Annotated in this window: 21 protein-coding genes and 1 pseudogene; 21 read left to right on the forward strand and 1 reads right to left on the reverse strand. The window is 39.1% G+C overall.

All coding sequences use genetic code 11. The annotated features are described in order from the left end of the window. The 16 genes and pseudogenes from TCA2_RS27790 to TCA2_RS25460 all read left to right on the forward strand — a co-directional run. A pseudogene (locus tag TCA2_RS27790) lies at window positions 1-229 on the forward strand (hypothetical protein); the annotation flags it as partial. A 32-nt stretch (window positions 230-261) separates the two neighbouring features. Continuing rightward, a complete protein-coding gene (gene merB, locus TCA2_RS25385) occupies window positions 262-912 on the forward strand; it encodes an organomercurial lyase MerB (protein WP_047914400.1) in 651 nt (216 codons plus the stop codon). Between the two features lie 342 nt (window positions 913-1254). Then, the gene (locus tag TCA2_RS25390) at window positions 1255-1818 is read left to right on the forward strand and encodes a TetR family transcriptional regulator (RefSeq protein ID WP_081872835.1); all 564 of its coding nucleotides are present in this window, start codon (window positions 1255-1257) and stop codon (window positions 1816-1818) included. Beyond that, window positions 1818-2195, forward strand: a complete 378-nt coding sequence (gene qacH, locus TCA2_RS25395; RefSeq protein ID WP_047914402.1) for a quaternary ammonium compound efflux SMR transporter QacH — start codon at window positions 1818-1820, stop codon at window positions 2193-2195. The genes TCA2_RS25390 and qacH overlap by 1 nt, the downstream gene beginning before the upstream one ends. A gap of 794 nt (window positions 2196-2989) precedes the next feature. After that, window positions 2990-3214 (forward strand): hypothetical protein, encoded by a 225-nt coding sequence (locus tag TCA2_RS25405; protein ID WP_047914403.1) that lies wholly within the window; start codon window positions 2990-2992, stop codon window positions 3212-3214. A 152-nt stretch (window positions 3215-3366) separates the two neighbouring features. Next, window positions 3367-3705: a hypothetical protein gene (locus tag TCA2_RS25410; RefSeq protein ID WP_047914404.1), complete on the forward strand. Its 339-nt coding sequence runs from the start codon at window positions 3367-3369 to the stop codon at window positions 3703-3705. A gap of 24 nt (window positions 3706-3729) precedes the next feature. Next, the gene (locus TCA2_RS25415; protein WP_047914405.1) at window positions 3730-4104 is read left to right on the forward strand and encodes a hypothetical protein; all 375 of its coding nucleotides are present in this window, start codon (window positions 3730-3732) and stop codon (window positions 4102-4104) included. A gap of 41 nt (window positions 4105-4145) precedes the next feature. Next, window positions 4146-4601 carry a DUF2538 family protein gene (locus tag TCA2_RS25420; protein WP_047914406.1) on the forward strand — a complete coding sequence of 152 codons (456 nt, stop codon included), beginning with the start codon at window positions 4146-4148 and terminating at the stop codon, window positions 4599-4601. 18 nt (window positions 4602-4619) lie between these two features. Continuing rightward, a complete protein-coding gene (locus tag TCA2_RS25425) occupies window positions 4620-5561 on the forward strand; it encodes a tyrosine-type recombinase/integrase (protein ID WP_047914407.1) in 942 nt (313 codons plus the stop codon). A gap of 15 nt (window positions 5562-5576) precedes the next feature. Further along, window positions 5577-5897, forward strand: coding sequence for a hypothetical protein (locus TCA2_RS26435; protein WP_052512299.1), 321 nt, complete (start codon window positions 5577-5579; stop codon window positions 5895-5897). 25 nt (window positions 5898-5922) lie between these two features. After that, a complete protein-coding gene (locus tag TCA2_RS25435) occupies window positions 5923-6408 on the forward strand; it encodes a DUF2538 family protein (RefSeq protein ID WP_047914408.1) in 486 nt (161 codons plus the stop codon). Between the two features lie 350 nt (window positions 6409-6758). Further along, entirely contained in the window at window positions 6759-7094 is a 336-nt protein-coding gene (mobC, locus tag TCA2_RS25440; protein WP_238546513.1) for a plasmid mobilization relaxosome protein MobC, read from the forward strand. Between the two features lie 5 nt (window positions 7095-7099). Further along, entirely contained in the window at window positions 7100-8569 is a 1470-nt protein-coding gene (locus tag TCA2_RS26440) for a relaxase/mobilization nuclease domain-containing protein (RefSeq protein ID WP_052512300.1), read from the forward strand. Window positions 8570-8803: 234 nt separating this feature from the next. Further along, a complete protein-coding gene (locus tag TCA2_RS25450; RefSeq protein WP_047914410.1) occupies window positions 8804-9514 on the forward strand; it encodes an HAD family hydrolase in 711 nt (236 codons plus the stop codon). A gap of 8 nt (window positions 9515-9522) precedes the next feature. Beyond that, window positions 9523-10890 (forward strand): HAMP domain-containing sensor histidine kinase, encoded by a 1368-nt coding sequence (locus tag TCA2_RS25455; RefSeq protein ID WP_047914411.1) that lies wholly within the window; start codon window positions 9523-9525, stop codon window positions 10888-10890. A gap of 55 nt (window positions 10891-10945) precedes the next feature. Beyond that, the gene (locus TCA2_RS25460) at window positions 10946-11527 is read left to right on the forward strand and encodes a response regulator transcription factor (protein ID WP_047914412.1); all 582 of its coding nucleotides are present in this window, start codon (window positions 10946-10948) and stop codon (window positions 11525-11527) included. Between the two features lie 87 nt (window positions 11528-11614). Here the strand turns inward: TCA2_RS25460 and TCA2_RS25465 are convergent, their stop codons facing one another. Then, the gene (locus TCA2_RS25465) at window positions 11615-12046 is read right to left on the reverse strand and encodes a helix-turn-helix domain-containing protein (RefSeq protein WP_047914413.1); all 432 of its coding nucleotides are present in this window, start codon (window positions 12044-12046) and stop codon (window positions 11615-11617) included. Between the two features lie 102 nt (window positions 12047-12148). Between TCA2_RS25465 and TCA2_RS25470 the strand changes: the two genes are divergently transcribed. From TCA2_RS25470 to TCA2_RS25490, 5 genes are all read left to right on the forward strand, one after another. Further along, entirely contained in the window at window positions 12149-12409 is a 261-nt protein-coding gene (locus tag TCA2_RS25470) for a helix-turn-helix domain-containing protein (RefSeq protein ID WP_081872839.1), read from the forward strand. Window positions 12410-12467: 58 nt separating this feature from the next. Beyond that, a complete protein-coding gene (locus TCA2_RS25475; RefSeq protein WP_047914414.1) occupies window positions 12468-13877 on the forward strand; it encodes a DNA translocase FtsK in 1410 nt (469 codons plus the stop codon). An 8-nt stretch (window positions 13878-13885) separates the two neighbouring features. Continuing rightward, window positions 13886-15748, forward strand: coding sequence for a VirD4-like conjugal transfer protein, CD1115 family (locus tag TCA2_RS25480; protein ID WP_047914415.1), 1863 nt, complete (start codon window positions 13886-13888; stop codon window positions 15746-15748). Window positions 15749-15844: 96 nt separating this feature from the next. Then, a complete protein-coding gene (locus tag TCA2_RS25485) occupies window positions 15845-16168 on the forward strand; it encodes a hypothetical protein (RefSeq protein WP_047914416.1) in 324 nt (107 codons plus the stop codon). Between the two features lie 52 nt (window positions 16169-16220). Next, window positions 16221-17033, forward strand: coding sequence for a hypothetical protein (locus TCA2_RS25490; protein ID WP_047914417.1), 813 nt, complete (start codon window positions 16221-16223; stop codon window positions 17031-17033). Window positions 17034-17189 lie beyond the last annotated feature (156 nt).

Here is a 17189-nt window from a genome sequence, read left to right on the forward strand (position 1 = left end):
GGTAGTGATTTTCGAAAAAAAACCTGTGGAGGTAGAACCTCGTCTTCAGCATTTGTTAAAGGAGAAACTGACTATGATAGATGAGCATATTAAAGATCTACAAAAGTTACGACAACACGTTGGAGCGTTTCTGGATTCCCCGAAAGACGTATTCAATCAAGTATATCTTCCTAAGAATTTTACAATCGAATGTAGATATAATCATGTAAGTAACATCGAAAAACAATAAAACTGACAAAAAAATCCAAGGAGGAAAAAGTCATGAAAACTGAAATTCAGGAACTTGTAACCCTATTTGACCAGAACAAGGGAGAGGGAGGAGGCTCCATGAAGTGGCTCTTTCGCCCGTTGTTACAAATGCTAACAAAAGGTGAACCAGTTACCGTTGAGGACATTGCAACAACAACCGGGAAGCCCCTCGATGAGGTTAAGGACATTCTCTCGACCTTATCCAGTGTGGAACTCGATGAACAGGGTCGTGTTGTCGGTTTTGGTCTCACCTTAATCCCTACGCCCCATCGCTTTGAAGTTGATGAGAAACAATTGTATGCGTGGTGTGCTCTTGACACCCTTATGTTTCCGGAACTTATAGGGCATATGGTTCATATTGAATCGCCTTGTTACAGTACTGGAAAGCCTATAAGATTGACAGTGGAACCGGATCGTGTTTTAAGCCTGGAACCAACGACGGCTGTTGTCTCAATAGTAACACCGGATGATACGTCCTCTGTTCGGTCGTCATTCTGCAACGAAGTCCATTTTTTTAGCACGGAAAGTGCAGCCCAAAATTGGCTTAACCAACATCCAAATGGGAAGGTGTACCCCGTTAAGGAAGCCTTTGAATTAGGTCGCCTTCTGGGAAAACGTTACGAGGAATCTGGCCCTACCAATGAGTCTTGCTGTGACATCTAATCCTAAATAATACCCAATCGTCTTGTTTAATTTTTGAAGTACGAAACCCAAACCAATGAATGAGACCGTGAGACTGCGAAATTTGCGGTGTTTAACAGTAGAAGATGGGGTAGAGTCCTGAAAATGCGGATTTACAACGGTAATGTAATTTTCACCCATAAATAAAGCCGATTTTAAGAAATCGACTGTTGAACTAAAGCTCCCTTTACTTTAAGTACATTTCTTCACAATCTTTAGATTAATTTATTGGATTATTTTTATGTGAAAGAGTGATATTAAATAAGAGCTTTAATTCGATTGACAAAAAAACCGTCCAGAAGGTATATTATATGTATCTAAGTTATGGAGGTTATTATGTCTATTTCAAAGCATGCTAATAAGAAAAAAAATATATTGATTGCTGCATCTGAAATTGTAAAAGAAGAAGGAGTTGTCAAACTCACATTAGAGGCAGTCGCCCAAATAGCTGGCGTGAGTAAAGGTGGATTATTATACCATTTTCCTAGCAAGGAAGCATTAATTAAAGGAATGGTGGAAGATTGGACAAATAATTATTTCGAATGCATTAATACGTTAGTTAATAACGACGATGATAACGCAATAGGAAAATGGAATAGGGCTTATCTTAAATCTACATTTTCCGATTTAGAAAACAATAATCTAAATTCCGCACTAATGGCTGCTATGTTTATTAATCCAGATTTATTAGATGAATTCCGGCAGAGATACGATATTTTGCATACAAAGTTAATAACTGATGGAATTGATCCTGTCAAAATAACAATTACAAGATTATCCATAGATGGTCTTTGGTTTTCAGAAATATTTGGAATGGCACCATTAAATGAAGAACTAAAAACACAAGTTTTTGATGAACTAATAAACATGATTCAGGAGGACGAATAATGTCATATCTATATTTAGCACTTGCAATAGTGGGGGAGATTATTGGCTCTTCCCTATTAAAAGCATCTGAAGGCTTTTCAAAACTCTATCCTACAATAGGGGTAATAATAGCTTTCGTTGGTTGTTTTTTCTTTTTATCCTTGTCGCTAAAAACAATCCCCTTAAACACTGCATATGCATTATGGGCAGGTTTAGGACTTGTTTTGACTACAGTAATTTCAGTTTTAGTTTGGAAGGAAAAACTTAACATGGCTAGCATTGCAGGAATAACACTGATTGTTGTAGGAGTTGTAATATTGAATTTGTTTGGACCAGGACATGGAGAATCTGGTCATGAAGCAAGCGAAACTATTACAATGAATGAGACAATGGAATAACACATAAAAAAGTCCTTCTTAATAAAGAGAAGGACTTTTTAGCTTAATTAAGGGTATTTTTTGAAGTCCTTATTCAACAAACCTGCGTACGTTAGTTTAAGTGTATCACTTCACAATTCCAATAGAGTAGAGTTTATTGAGACATAATGAAATTAGCGTTTTAAATGACTTCTGACTGTCTCATAAGACTTGTATCAAATGCTTACCGTTGTAAATCCGCATTTCCCTGACGCTACCCCAAGATCTTCGCGAAACCCTTGCTCCCTATTTGACAATGGCAGAAGAACTAAAGCTGGCTGCCCTTACGTTTGATAAAGATGTATCCAAATTATCTTGTTGTACAGGATAACCATCTTTTATAATATCAAGCCGATATTCCTTAAAGTAAGGAAATCGGCTTTTTTTCATCCGGAAATTGGCTTAGCGTATGTTTTCCGCGTTTTGTTGGTAGGACCCCGTTATGATCGTTCACTTAAAAATTTGGCTGTTGCTTCGAAAATTGCTGACCGGACATACGTTTTTGACAATACTTCGGAGTTTACGCAATTACTCGAAATCAATGAGAGAGGACAAGTACGCTATCTCGTGGACAAGCTGCCTGAATGGGCCAGACATTCGTTTGACTCGCGTTCTACGTTAGCGGAAAAATTGAACCGGATTAAACCTCTAATAGACAATCGTAAGACTGAACGGAAACCTAAAAGCAAGGATGAACCAGAGAGATAGGCTGTGGCCCCTTATCGTTTTTTTATGACCCTAAATGATACATAACAGACCCATCAGGAGGTGTGTTAATGGCTAGAACAACGTCTAAGGATGCAAGGCCGAGGGTGGATTGCAGCAGCGGAGTCAAGGCATCATTACGTTCAGTACGTGAGGCGTTGAAGTGCAAGACCGATTCAGAAACACTCGCGTATTTATTGGCCCTATATGATGATTCTTATGAGAAGATAACGCTTGTGAAGGATAAACAGTATCGTGAGAAGGCAGAAATAATTGATCGGCAACAATCATTCTAATTCTGTACACAAATAACAATCCTGGCGAGCTGCTTCAGATCCATTTTTGTACACAATAAGAGTCGAACCGGCGAGATCCGGAATGATTTTTTGAGTACGATTCTGTCCACTTAACTAAAGGATCAAAACAACTTTATAAGGAGTGTGTGTACGTGTCGAGAGCAACAATACAGGTTCCAGATGAATTGAAAGTGGAGATAGAGAACTTGAAAGATAAGTTCAATGCAAAGACAACATATGGCGTCATTGAAAGCTTAATTCAAATCTATAAAGATTTTCAGAATTATAAACAGGAGATAAAAAAAGAGAAAGCACGTTTGGAAAAAGAGGCTTTAGAAATAGGTGAGGATCACAAGCAGAAATTTGTCGCACTCAAGCAAGAACTTAATCTAAACGAGAATTCTTCGGCGCTTGAATTTCTCTTACATCATTACACGACATCAAACAGACTTGATAAGTCTACGTTTGAGCTGTATCGGTCTTTAAAGTGATGCTGAATCGTCTGCGGAGGGGAAATGCGTAAAGCTGATACAGAGGACATGGCGTTAGTTAAAGCGTACTTGGAATTGCCAGTCTTACTAGATGTTTTAGAGCTGAACATCCAAAAAATGAAGGAAGCTGATTTCAAGCTTCGCCACATATTTGAATTGCAGCTAAAGAGTATACAAGACGAAATTATAAAACAGCAGCGTTCTATTAGGCAGAGAATGAGGCAAAAGGGAATTAAAATAATTGACGAGAAAAGAACGCCTCATTCCCTTGCTGCTGAGTTTCTTTGCAGAGGATATGTGGACTCCATTTCGATGCTTTGGGGTAAGGTGAAAGCTGATGCAGAGATTATGCTTGCAGATCATTTGGGTGTAGATATTAAGCGGATTGAAAGAGATTGAGTGGTTTTAAGTTAATGCAAAAGAAAACGGAGGCGTACGGTATGTACTTTGTAAACGATGCCCATCAAAGTAACTATTATAAGCTTGTTGAGTTTTATCATTCGGTAAATGATCCAGAGTATAAGTCTTTATGTTATATTCTTGCGCTGCCCGAAATTTACAACCGGACTAGTGGGAAGTTTGGTGACGAAGGCCCCATGGAGTGGATGTACAAATTTCAGGACAAGGAAGTTGAAGTGGAAGACATTTTAACAAAAAAGAAGAACGTCATTATTGAGCGAACTTATGAAGAGGATGAAAGCGGAAATGGAATTGAAACCGAAGCATATTCGACTTTATCTAGTGGATATCGAAAATTGATACTTTTGGGGGCTAACCTGTTCAACAGCAGCTATGACGATTTTAACCTTTGCGATGCTTTAAGAACTTGGGACAATGAATTGATCAAAGTTTATCAGCAAGCAGTTTTAGTAAGGTTAGATCGTGAAGTTAATTGATATTAGGACGTGAATGCGATGACTAACCTCTTACAAGAATTTGAAGCATGGCTTTTCGAAGATGGAGCGAGTAAAAACACTGTAGATCGTTATGTTACCGTAGCAAAAATATTCATCGAGTGGCACAACCGGATAATGAAAAGCGAGGCGTTTGATCCCGTAAATGTGTCAGGCCGGGACTTGAATGCATGGAAAAAGTATTTGCTTGAGGAAGCGACTTACCAGCGAGGAAACGAAGAACCAAAACGCTATTCGGTCAGTTCAGTAAATAATTTTGTGAAATCAATTCGCTCTTTCTTTCGGTTTCTTAATGAGAATGAACTTATCCAAAGTAATCCAGCATTGAAAGTAAAAACGCAAAAAATAGCTGCTGATTTTGACCAAGACCCGAGATGGTTGGAGCGCTTTGAACGTAATAAATTGCTCAGGGCTGTTGATGATAAGAATTTAGAGCAAAAGAACCGTTGGAAGTTCACACGTAATCGAGCGATCGTCTATGTACAGCTGTATGCTGGGCTTCGGGTAAGTGAAGTTACTGACCTGGAACCAGAAGATATCTCATTTGAAACGGGATATTTATTTGTACGCGACGGTAAAGGAGGCAAAGCCAGACGTATTGAAATGAATAAAGATTTACGTATGGCACTCACTGAATGGCTGGCTGAGCGCGGCAATCCAGCCACTAAAAAATTATTTACTTCATCAAGAGGCGGCACTAGCCTTACTAAACAAGGTATTGAATATCTATACCGAACATTAAGCGAAAAGACAGGCATAGATGACTTAACTACTCATGTTCCTCGTCATACACTCGCTCATGATCTTATAGAGACTGGTTATTCTCTTCAAAGGGTAGCTGATATCTTGGGTCACACGAACCTGAATTACACTCGCGTTTATACAAAGTCGAGTAGTCAGGAACGCAGGGAGGCTTTAGAAAGTCTTTCCTCAATTGAATGAAAGGGGATTTGATTTATGGAGAAAGGGAGTGTAAGGGCAATAGCTTTGGCTTATCAAACGGCAACACTTACTTATCCTAGTTTCGAAATTATGGAATTGCTAAGACCGTTACCTTTTGAACGAGTATTGGAATTATTACTTATTATGAGGCAGTCACCACGTCCGGTTAAATCACCTTTGAATTTTCTTCGAAGAGCTATTCAGGAAGGCTGGAGTCCTGAAACAATGCCAGAAAAAGTTGATCGACACATGGAGTATGTGGAAGAAAATCATTATATTCGTCAGGGTTACACGATAGATCAAGCTCGGGAAAAAGTCCAAAGGAATAGACGATAACCTATAGATTAGGAGAGTGCGTGGAATGGACATGAAAGATCAAATGAAAACGGAAAAAGTACAATCTGGACAACCTGCCAAAAGAGGCATGACGTTAGGGAATGTTTGGTTTGCTTCTAAGGAACACGGAGAAAACTTCATTCAACTTGTAGAGAGATTTAATGCTTACAAAAATCCGGAATATGCGGCTGCTTGTTACGTTGTTTCCCACCCCGAAATTTATTACAGAGTAAATTGGAGTGAGTCTGATGGGCCGATAGGATGGTACTGGGGAGAGTGGATTGGTGAGGATGATAACGACGAAAATGGTTATCATGCTGAGTCTGAAATCGTCGATCAACTTTCCAGTTCATATCGAGGTTTGATTCGATCAACAGTTGAATTGTTTACTGGTAGTCAGCATTACTTCGACTTAAGTAGCTGGCTTGGGAACGCTGGTGACGAAGTGTACAAACTATTCATACAATCGTTAGAACTTCGCAGGGATCGATTTGTAATTGAACTTTTGTAATTCAATATGAATAAGGAACGTAGTAGCAATATGGGTTTAACTAATTGTTGGAGTTAGGAACGTTTCGCTAAAAGCGTAGCCACCTCATCCCTTTTATACCGTCTGCCGATCTGGCAGGGTACGAGAGGACCTATGGTATAAGGACCTTCCTTTGTAGGGAGGTTTTTTTGTTTTTTCTTTATTCTAAATGATGGAAATGATAAAATGATGGGTAAAGGCGTTTTGGGTTGGTTTAGGGTAGCAAGCATTGGAAGTGTAGCCACACTTCCGAAAAAAACGCTTGTTAGGGTTTCACCCTAATACCCGTTTCATTTAGGGCTGCGCCCTAATACCCCTGTAAAATGAGGATGGTGATCCTGTTGGCAAAAAAGCGATACAGAGATAAAGAAGTGAAGTTTTTTGTTACTGAGGGTGAACTTGAGATTATTGATAAAAAGGCAGATGCCGCTGGTTTAGATAGAAGTAAATACTGTCGCAGCATGACTCTTGATGGTCTGATAGTCAAACAAGATTTTAAACAGGTGGACGATTTGGTTTATGAAGTGAATAAGATCGGGACGAACATTAATCAGGTAGCGCGAAGAGCTAATGAGCTGGAGCATGTGACGCTCGATGACATCAAGTATCTGAAAAAACAACTGGACGTTATCTATCAGCAGATTGAAAAATTTTACGGTGGAGGTTGATTTCATTGCCGTATGTTAAACAAATAACGATTAGATCAACGCTGAACCGTTCTCTTAAATATATAGTGAATGATAATAAGACCGATCATGGCTGTTTGGTTACTGGGGTTAACTGTGCTTCTAATGATAAGCTTGCTTATAAGCAGATGCTTGCGAATAAAAAAAATCATAAAAAAGAAAAAGGAACGCTGGGGTTTCACTTCATGCAGTCCTTTAAAGAAAATGAGATTACTGATCCATACAAGGCGCATGAAATTGGGTTGAAGTGGGCCGAGAAAATGTTTGGCGATAAGTATCAATACGTTCTAAGCACTCACATAGACAAAGGCCATATTCATAATCACGTTGTTATAAATTCTGTTTCGTTGAATGGCAAGAAATTCAATGCTTGTAAACAGAGCTTACAGGATGCAAGAGATTATTCAGATGAGATTGCAAAGGAATACAGCCTCAGTGTTATTCCTCAAAATGAACATGCTATTCCGAAATCTTATAAAGAATGGAACGAAGAGAAGAGGGGGAATTCGTGGAAAGCACATATCAAGCAGGACATAGATGAAGTCATTAAATCATCTAAATCCTTCGAAGAGTTTATGCAGAACATGAAGCGACTTGGGTACACGATGAAGCAAGGTCATGTTAAATATATGACGTTCAAGGCTCCTGGCATGGAAAGATCAGTTCGCGGAAAAACCCTAGGGCCAGAATACACAGAAGATCGTATCAAGGAACGAACTCAGCTTAGAGAATTTAATTTTGTTGAATCAAAACGGAAATACAAATACCGCTTTAAAAGGAAGCCGACTCGAACACAAATTTTTGACGCAGCAAGGAACTACAAATATAAAAGAGGTTCATTGGCGGTTAATTTCATGCTGACTATTGCGTTGCTTCGGGCGCTCACTAACCGGAAGGTAGAAGAGGCAACAAGGAGAAATTCGCGTAGAGATTTTAGCACCGACATTGAAATATTGAAACTGTCCAAGCAGCTCCAGCTAATAACAGATTACAATTTAAAAAGTCGCAGTGATCTACAACAAGCGATCAAAGATACAGAGCAACGATTGAAACAAATCAATGGAGTTATTGAGGAAGCAGATAAAGCAAATCGAAGTATCATACTCATTAATCAGACAATCGAAGCTTACAACAAGCATAAGCCGATTTATGAAGAATATAAGTCAGCGACAATCAGAAAAATGCTCGTGAAGAAAAAATATAGTGCGGAGATCGAAACATTTGAAAAAGCAATGAACCAACTGGATAAGCTTAATATTCAGGAGAAGGACTTTTCAATTTACAGAGAGAGACAAGAAACATACGGAATAAAAATCGAACAGTTGAGGGAACGGCATAACGCAATGACTAAAGAACTATATAAGCTCACTGATATTGAAAAAACGCTGAATCAGAGAGGGCGTTTCGATTTGTCCAAGAATAAAAATAATGAGCGTGATGAAAGGAAAGAACGCTAAAAACAATTATATGTACACAAAATTTAATCCAGGGATCTTGCTGCAGGAGTTCGATTGTACTCATTTCATTTCTTGGCCACAATTGAACTCCTATTATTTGTACACAAAAATAGGACCGGCATCGAAAAGATCGGGACTAGATGCATAGATTTTTTGTATACATGGACTCATTTTGCTCAAACGGATACCTGATAAAATTGGGTGTAAACCAATTATTAGGAGAAGGGAGAACGCATGAACTACATTACAGACTTTTCTTACATTGACGACTTGATTGACAACAAAGGAGTGAGGAACGCTGTTATTGATGTAGATAACACAATAACAAAAAGTAACATCGTACAATTTTATCTGTTTATAAAAAAACAAGAAATTGGAGAAAAGTTGTGGCCCCTATACTTTTCAACATTTGTTCTCCGTGCCCCATATTTTTTAGCATTGGATGCCGTGTCACGGGATTCATTTAATAAACTTTTTGTGCTTCGAAAATTCAAAAAATATTCTTATGCTCAGTTGGAATACTTATCGAAGTTATTTTTTGAGAAAAGCTTAAAAGGTAGGTTCATTAGCTTTACTCACGATTTGATTTTCCATCTGAAAGAAAAAGGTGTTTATGTTGAATTGCTTTCGACGAATTTTGATTTATTGGTAAAACAGTATGGGGAGTATTTCGATGTTCCTTACAGCTGCTTAAAGGTACAACCGGATGGGAATGGGATAACAATAGATTTCTCAAATCTTGATGGATTTAAGGGCAGGGAGATTGCCAAGTTTGATCCTGCCGTAACTCTATCCATTGGAGATTCAAAATATGATTTACCAGCACTGAATCATGTGGACTATCCTTTAGTAGTTGCGAAGAAAGATGAAAAGTGGATGGGTCAGATAAAGAAAGAGGCCCGTTTTATTAAAGCAGATATAGTTCAACTGGGCGAAACATTGTAGGAGGAAATATGGTTTTTGTTCTTATTTTTTTATGGACAATTGCTGCTGTTCTTCTTGTAAATAACCCAAAAAATGAATCTACTCGGTGGGTTGCATTTTCTGCTTTTGCGGCTGGCGGTGGTGGCCTGTCTCGTGCCATGACAGAAACGGCCATTCCTTACTTACATACACATGAGCTGATCACGCCGACCATTGAAAACATACTTTTTAAATTACACATAATAGGTTCATTCATGAATCATAATGGATTGCCCTATTGCTTTTTGATGTTCGCCATTAGTTACAGCGGATTCTTCAACAAACAATTGAAGAGCAAGCTTGCTTATGTTTTACTGATCCCAATAGTGATAATGCTTTTCAACACTCCATTCTATCCAGACATAAAAAATAATTTTCGAATACTCTTTATGTGGTGTGTGCCTTATTTATTGGTGGGGATGACTTTATTGATAGTCAGCTATGCTAAAGAGAGCATCCAGTTAATTAAACGGAATCGCTTCTATATTATTTTGTTCACCTTTCCACCGATCATCTTTCAAATTTTTGTGAACTACACGTTTAAGGCATTTTTTGATTTTGAGGAAGTGTGGAGGTTAATGCCTTTAGTTATAACCCTTTTGTTTATGGCTTTTGTTATTTTGATTTCAAAGCATGGACTTTTAGGGGTCAGACTTCGATTCGATAATAACAAGCGTGAAAGTGCGATGCGTGCGGTTACTTCCGGGGCATCAGCGTTAAACCATACTATAAAAAATGAGATTGGTAAAATTGACATACTTTCTGATCGGATTAAGTATGAAGCTGAACGGGAAAACCCGAAGCCGATTGTAAAAGACATTAATACTATAATGGACTCCACTTCACACATGCTCTCAATGGTTGATCGAATTCAGAAACATTCTCAGGAGATTATACTTATACCTGATTACCATAAGGTCTGTGAGATCATTGAATCCAGTATTGAAATGAGTTTACCGTATTTGGAAAAGAAAAATATAGACGTTGTTATACATGTCAAAACCAATGTGAAAATGTATTGTGACAGTGTGCATATGCAAGAGGTTTTACGGAATTTGATTAAGAATGCAGCTGAGGCTATGGAACAAAATGGGCAGCTGCGAATATCTGCATATGAAACCAGAAAGGCTATCGTTATTGAAATCCAAGATAACGGCTCGGGCATTGATCAGGAAGATTTAACTCGTATATTTCATCCGTATTTCACAACTAAGAACAGAAGCAAAAATTTCGGATTAGGGTTGGCCTACTGCATGAATGTTATGCATAAGCACGATGGGAAAATTGATGTACAATCCAAGAAGGGGTTAGGTACAACTTTTATTCTGCAAATTCCTATAACTGAACAACTTGTATAACGCCATACTGTGTGTTTGAAAAGAAGGTTCTTTTACCGCTATAGGAGGGAATTTGATGACCCAAATAAATGTTATGTTGGTTGAGGATGATCCAGTATGGGAAGACTGCTTGTCTTCCTTCATAGAGAGAGAACAGGATTTGAATGTGGTTAGCTGCGCGGCAAGTAAAGAGGCAGCAATAAGGGCTTATAAAGAAAATAACGTTGATGTAGCCTTGGTCGATGTCATGTTAAGTCCTAACGAATGTGACGGGCTGGATACGGCTTTGGAGTTAAAGCAGCTAGGACTTAGCAATATAATTATGTTGACCGCTCTAAACGACAAGGAAATCATCCTGGATGCCTTTGATAAAGGCGCAGTTAATTATATTACTAAAACGTCTTACCGGGACATACCAAGGGCTGTACGGGAAGCTTACAGTGATCATCCGGGTATTCATTCTGACGCGTCCGCTGTACTCGTTGCGGAGCTGAAAAAGGAGAGGAAGCTAAAGTATATCCTTACTCCCACAGAGAGAGAGGTCTACGATCTACGGGAAAAGGGGATGAATAAAGCGGAGATAGCAAAGGTGCTGTTCAAGTCTGTTGAGACTGTAAAGAAGCAAATAAAGCAAATACAAATCAAAATAAGAGGCTGACCCTATATGGTCAGTCTCTTATTTTTGATTGAGGGGGTATAATTTTGGCCCTCCCTTGAAATTGTCGAAACTTGTACGATATAGCTATCACCTGTTATTTAATATCGAATAAAGAAGGGTGTGAAGATTATTACGTGATTTTTCATCCAACTCATCTAAAGCTGTTAATAAAGGGGTGATTTGCTTTATTACCGGAAGTATGTTGGCCGAGAGTAAAAATTGTATTGTTTTAATTTCTGCATCCGTTAGTTCATCTAATAACCCAAGTAATTGTCTCTTTCCGGAATGATCCGGTTGTGTGTCGGGCAATAAGCCGGCAGGAAGAATGTCATTAAGCGATATTTTGAGAGCATCACATATCTGTATTAGGATTTCGATACTGGTTGAACTTCCATTTTCGATCTTACTGATCGTACTTTGTGATGTTTTTGATAACTCAGCTAATGTCGTAGTGGACATTTTTACTGCTTTTCTAAAATGTTTAATATTGGCTCCAATTATACTGTTTAGCTGATCCATTCACTTCACGCACCATTGCTGAGAATTTTACTTAAATCATAACAGAAAAGAATAAGCGATGCCCGTTACTCAAATAATTATTCGAATAAGAATAAAAAACTGTTGACTAAAATATTCGTTTTCGAATATAATGTCATCAAGGAGGTGCGAGTTATTTATAAACTTAAAAAAAAGAGAAAGGAGAAAGGTTGGACTCAGCTGAAGCTTTCGGAAAAATCGGGGGTTCCGCAACCAACCATATCCCAAATCGAGAAAGGGAATCGCAAGTACCCGACTCACGAAAATATAAGAAAGCTTGCTAAGGCGCTGGAGGTTGATATTAAAGAGCTTGAAGATGAAAGCGAAGATACAGCAACAGTGTAATGGTCATCAATGAAACGTGTACTGTTCCAGTGAAAAATTCGTAATGAGGGGCGATAGAATGTCTGATATCGGCGGTGATGTTTCAACAATTGTTACGCGAATGGCTTCTGACTTCTCCAGAGAAACCGCTAAAATGACTAACGAATCAATAAAACAGATGTTGATATTCCTCATCAATAAGGCTAGAGAACAGGGCGACAAGCCGGGCGAGAAATCATTGAAAAAGCTCCTTGCCAGCAAGGATGAAATTAAGCTATTCGATCTGGATAAAAGCAGATTAAAGGAATTTGCAGAGAAAGCTAAACGTTATCAAATCGCCTATGCTGTGGTTGAAGATGAAGGCCGACATTCTGTTTTCTATAAACAAAGCGATGAAGTTCGGGTCAAAAGTATTATTGAAAACCTTATAAATAAAGAGCTGACCCCGACTGATCGCGCCGATAAGCAGCCTGAAAGAGCATTACCCTATCAGGTGGTTGGAGAATCAAGCATCCGGGTTCCTAATGCTGTGTTGGATATGGACATTAAATTTCATCGTGAATTGGCAGCAAAGGAAGGTATCAATTTAAGTGACCTTCAAGTGAATAACGCACGTCTCGAAAATGAAAAGGCAGTAAGAGATAGTGCGGATACGCCAAACAACGGTAAATCGAAATATGACGTTGTTGGGGACAGTGAAATTAAGGTTAACGATGCCGTGCTGGATATGAATGTGGGTTTTCAACGTGAACTGGCTGAAAGAGAAGGAATTGATACTTCTTCATTCACTGACCCGCAAAAAAATATGGCAGACGAACGTTACTTGCAGGCTGTCGATCTTGCGAGAGAGGCCGGGGAAATAGCGATCCCAAAACTACAGTCCGAGCTTAATGTCGGCTACGGTGAGGCGAGAAGCCTCATTGATCGCATGGAATCGGAGGGACTTGTATCTCAGTATGATGGCTCTAAACCGCAGATTTACATCGGAGGGCAGGCCAAAGAAGCTGAACTACAGGCCGAGCCTCAGAAGGAAGCTCCAGATACTATTCCTGATTTTCTCAAGCAGAGAGAGGGAAGGCAATCTGAGGCAAGTGAGCCTGAGCCAGAGCAGCAAATGCTTTATGAGCGGCTTGAGGGGAATAAAATAAAAGTTCCACATGTAACACTAGATATGAATAATCCTCAACATCGTGAGTTGGCAGAAAGTTACGGCATTAAAGTTAATGAGATTGATTTCAAACGTGAAACGTCTGACTTAACTATTGAAAAGGAAGAAGTGAAGGGTAGGGAATCCCTCACAGAAAGGTTAGGTGCGACTGGTAAGGGGCCAGTACAGGATGACAGGGCCACAATGGTACGCGACATGCTGCACAGAGTTAATACACGCATGAACTTAGATGAAAGAAGACAACAAATTAGGCCGCTAGTGGAAGCTCAAAAACAGGCTCCACCTACAAAAAACAGAAATAGGGAGAAAGGGGGGAGGTAGTTACAATAATGACCGATCAAGAAAAAAGGAAAATACAGAATAGGAACTTTTTGATCCTCTGTGTAATCCTTTACGTTGTTATCGCTTATATAACCTTGCATGTTCATCATGTGATTGAGCTTTCAGGGAAGCCGTTTGATATTGAAACTGTGGATGTAAAGCAGCTTACCGAAGCTTCTAAGGCCAGCATGATCAACAACATTTTTGTATTGCCAAGTGAGAAGACACTTCAAATTTTATTTTTTGAATTGATCGCTGTATTCATTTTTGCACTATATAAGGTCACAACTCAAAAGAACCTTATGCCAGGAAAGGAACACGGCACAGCCAAGTGGGGAGGTAATGCAGAGAGAAATCGAATAAAAAATAGCAAGGATCAATTTGCAAATATTATCTTAACTCAAACCGAACGGCTTAGCCTTGATACAAAGAAGGTAAGGAAGAATTTAAATCTCTTAGTTATTGGGGGAGCTGGTACAGGGAAAAGTAGATTTGTTGTTAAACCCAACATTCTACAGGCAAATACAAGCTTTGTCATTACAGACCCTAAAGGCGAGCTGCTTCGGGATACGGGATATTCCTTAGCACAACAAGGCTATAAGGTTAAGGTTTTTAACCTGATAGATATGTCGCAAAGTTGCAGATATAATCCCTTTGCCTATGTCAAAAAGGAGAGTGATATCCTAAAGGTCATTAACAACCTGATCAAAAATACCAATGGGAACAAACATGGAGCATCAGATCCATTTTGGGAAAGTGCAGAAAGAGCGCTTTTGCAAGCTATATTCCTCTATATCTTTTATGAATTGCCTGAGTATGAACATAAATTTGCAACAGTATTCACTATGTTGAGGCTGGCAGAGATAAAGGAGGATGAGGAAGACTTTAAAAGCGAATTCGATTTTCTGTTCGAAGTGCTACGCGAAGAAAACCCAAATCATATCGCCGTCAAGCAATATGATATTTTTAAAATGGCTTCCGGTAAAACTGCAAAAAGTATTCTCATATCGGCAGGTGTACGTTTATCGCCATTCGGTATTGAAGAGGTAGAACACCTACTAAGTGACGATGACCTTGAACTGCAAGCGTTGGGAGACGAGAAGACAGCACTGTTTGTATTGATACCGGATAGCGATACCACATTTAATTTCCTTGTAGCTATGATGTATGCCCAGCTGTTTGACTCTCTATATTATCAAGCTGACTTTGTGAGTGGCGGCAGCCTAAAGCATCATGTTAAGTTCTGGCTCGATGAGTTTGCTAATATCGGGCAAATTCCGGAATTTGATAAGTTAATTGCCACCATGCGAAGCCGAAATATTTCAGTAGCACCAATAATACAAAATATGACACAACTTAAATCGCTTTATAAAGAGACATATGAAACGATTATAGGTAACTGTGATTCGATTCTGTTTCTAGGTGGACAGGAGCGTTCTACACTTGAATGGGTGAATAAAGGGCTTGATAAACAAACGATTGACACCAAAAATACAAGTCAGTCCAGAGGAAGGAATAGCTCATCAAGTACCAGTTACGGTACTCAAGGCCGTGATTTAATGACTATCTCCGAACTTTCACGAATGCCAGATAATAAATGTATTCTTTTTGTAAGGGGCCTTGATCCTTTTTATTCTGACAAGTATAAGCTAGAGTCCCATCCTAACTATAAGTTACTTTATGAGGCGAATGAGAATAATTACTTTGATTCATCCATGAGTTTGAAACAATCCCCGTCCTCCGATCCGATAGCTGAATTGGTGAACATGCGAGTTCCCGATAAAGAGTTAGAGGAAAGGATGGAAGATTTAACTGTTGTAAATGTTGATGAGTTGGATAGTTTAGAAAAGCAAATGGATGAGCTAATTTAGCTAAAGCTGAATTAGTCACTGCTAAAGCATATTCCAAAAACCTATTATTCTGATATGAAAACTAAAAATTAAAATATGAAAGAGGTAGATTTTTAAATGAAAAATTTTATCATGAACACTTTCAAAAAACCTGTGGTTGCTAAAGTCCTGTCCTTGTCTTTTGCCCTTATGTTGGCGGGTACTAAAATTTATGCCGCAGCCGGAGGGGCAGAGGGAATGGACCAATTCGACGGTGTTGTTGATGTAATTGCCACTTGGGCAGGAAGAATTGGTCTCGTTGTCGCCTTCTTTGGGGGTATCCAAACAGCATTAGGTTTTAAACAAGATGATGCCGATGGGAAAGTTCGAGGAATGAAGACAATGGCCGCAGGGTTTATGGTCTTTGGTATCTCCAAATCACTGGCACTTTTCGGACTGTAATTGTGAGGGGGCTTGCAGCCCCCTATCTCAAAAAAAGTGGGTGGTGAAATAGTTGGCGTCTTCTCCGATTGAGGATATAAAAGCGGCTTTTGAAGGCTTTAGCGGAATTATTACAGAGGTTACAGGGTTAGTAAATCAGGGGCCTTCCGAGTATCCGGGGGTGTACTCGGTTATAACAGAAATTCATCAAGCCATTCTGCCTGTTGCATACAGTCTGCTGACTCTATATTTTTTATTGGATTTTATGAACAAGTCAATGAACTTCGCTTTTTTCAGGTGGGAAACGGTTGTCTCATGTATGTTAAAACTGGTGTTTGCCAAGTTAGTCATGGAACACACGCTTGACTTGTTAAACATCATTTTCCATGTATCCTCTTATGTTTCAAGTCTTGTGGGAACTACTGGAGCTGATTCATCACTTTATAAAATTGATTTTTCAGCCATGGAAGCTGAGTACGAAGATATGGGCTGGTTCGATAAAAAGCTTTATTCAGTTAAACTGATGCCTTTCGAATGGATTCTGCAGGGGATCAAAATCGTTATCATGTTGATTGTTTTTGGACGACTATTCCAGCTCTTAATATACACGGCTGCTGCCCCTATTCCAATAGCTGCATTTATACACGATGAACTTAAAGAAAAGGCTAAAAGGTTCGTATTCGATTATGCCGCGGTCTGCTTACAGGGAATCATCATCATCATCGGATGTATTGTATACGTGGCGATCATAGCCAATGTATCATTCGGATTCTTTACCGGAAATGGGGCTAATATGGAGCTTTGGAAAGGTATGCTGACTTCATTGGCCTTACTGCTTGTTGTGATCAAATCAGGATCATGGTCAAGAAAGATAATGGGTGACTAAGTTCGAGTGTACACAAAATTTAAGCCTGGTTCAGCTGCAGATCCAAAAGTATGTATACAATTTTAAAGCCGGCAGCCAGGAAGATCCCGTTATTTTGTGTACATTCACCGTCTCTCCTAAATCACTAAACATAAATGAGTACACTAATTGGAGGTA

It is taken from the genome of Paenibacillus sp. TCA20, assembly GCF_000732325.1.
GTDB lineage: Bacteria > Bacillota > Bacilli > Paenibacillales > Paenibacillaceae > Paenibacillus > Paenibacillus urinalis.

Excerpts from the sequence above, each read along its gene's own strand:
- TCA2_RS25435 (WP_047914408.1), top strand. The coding sequence starts at position 5,923 with ATGGACATGAAAGATCAAATGAAAACGGAAAAAGTACAATCTGGACAA.
- TCA2_RS25460 (WP_047914412.1), top strand. The coding sequence starts at position 10,946 with ATGACCCAAATAAATGTTATGTTGGTTGAGGATGATCCAGTATGGGAA.
- TCA2_RS25465 (WP_047914413.1), bottom strand. The coding sequence starts at position 12,046 with ATGGATCAGCTAAACAGTATAATTGGAGCCAATATTAAACATTTTAGA.
- TCA2_RS26435 (WP_052512299.1), top strand. The coding sequence starts at position 5,577 with ATGGAGAAAGGGAGTGTAAGGGCAATAGCTTTGGCTTATCAAACGGCA.
- TCA2_RS25450 (WP_047914410.1), top strand. The coding sequence starts at position 8,804 with ATGAACTACATTACAGACTTTTCTTACATTGACGACTTGATTGACAAC.
- TCA2_RS25455 (WP_047914411.1), top strand. The coding sequence starts at position 9,523 with ATGGTTTTTGTTCTTATTTTTTTATGGACAATTGCTGCTGTTCTTCTT.
- TCA2_RS25485 (WP_047914416.1), top strand. The coding sequence starts at position 15,845 with ATGAAAAATTTTATCATGAACACTTTCAAAAAACCTGTGGTTGCTAAA.
- TCA2_RS25390 (WP_081872835.1), top strand. The coding sequence starts at position 1,255 with ATGGAGGTTATTATGTCTATTTCAAAGCATGCTAATAAGAAAAAAAAT.
- TCA2_RS25475 (WP_047914414.1), top strand. The coding sequence starts at position 12,468 with ATGTCTGATATCGGCGGTGATGTTTCAACAATTGTTACGCGAATGGCT.
- TCA2_RS25425 (WP_047914407.1), top strand. The coding sequence starts at position 4,620 with ATGACTAACCTCTTACAAGAATTTGAAGCATGGCTTTTCGAAGATGGA.
- merB (WP_047914400.1), top strand. The coding sequence starts at position 262 with ATGAAAACTGAAATTCAGGAACTTGTAACCCTATTTGACCAGAACAAG.
- qacH (WP_047914402.1), top strand. The coding sequence starts at position 1,818 with ATGTCATATCTATATTTAGCACTTGCAATAGTGGGGGAGATTATTGGC.
- TCA2_RS25415 (WP_047914405.1), top strand. The coding sequence starts at position 3,730 with ATGCGTAAAGCTGATACAGAGGACATGGCGTTAGTTAAAGCGTACTTG.
- TCA2_RS25420 (WP_047914406.1), top strand. The coding sequence starts at position 4,146 with ATGTACTTTGTAAACGATGCCCATCAAAGTAACTATTATAAGCTTGTT.
- TCA2_RS25480 (WP_047914415.1), top strand. The coding sequence starts at position 13,886 with ATGACCGATCAAGAAAAAAGGAAAATACAGAATAGGAACTTTTTGATC.
- TCA2_RS25405 (WP_047914403.1), top strand. The coding sequence starts at position 2,990 with ATGGCTAGAACAACGTCTAAGGATGCAAGGCCGAGGGTGGATTGCAGC.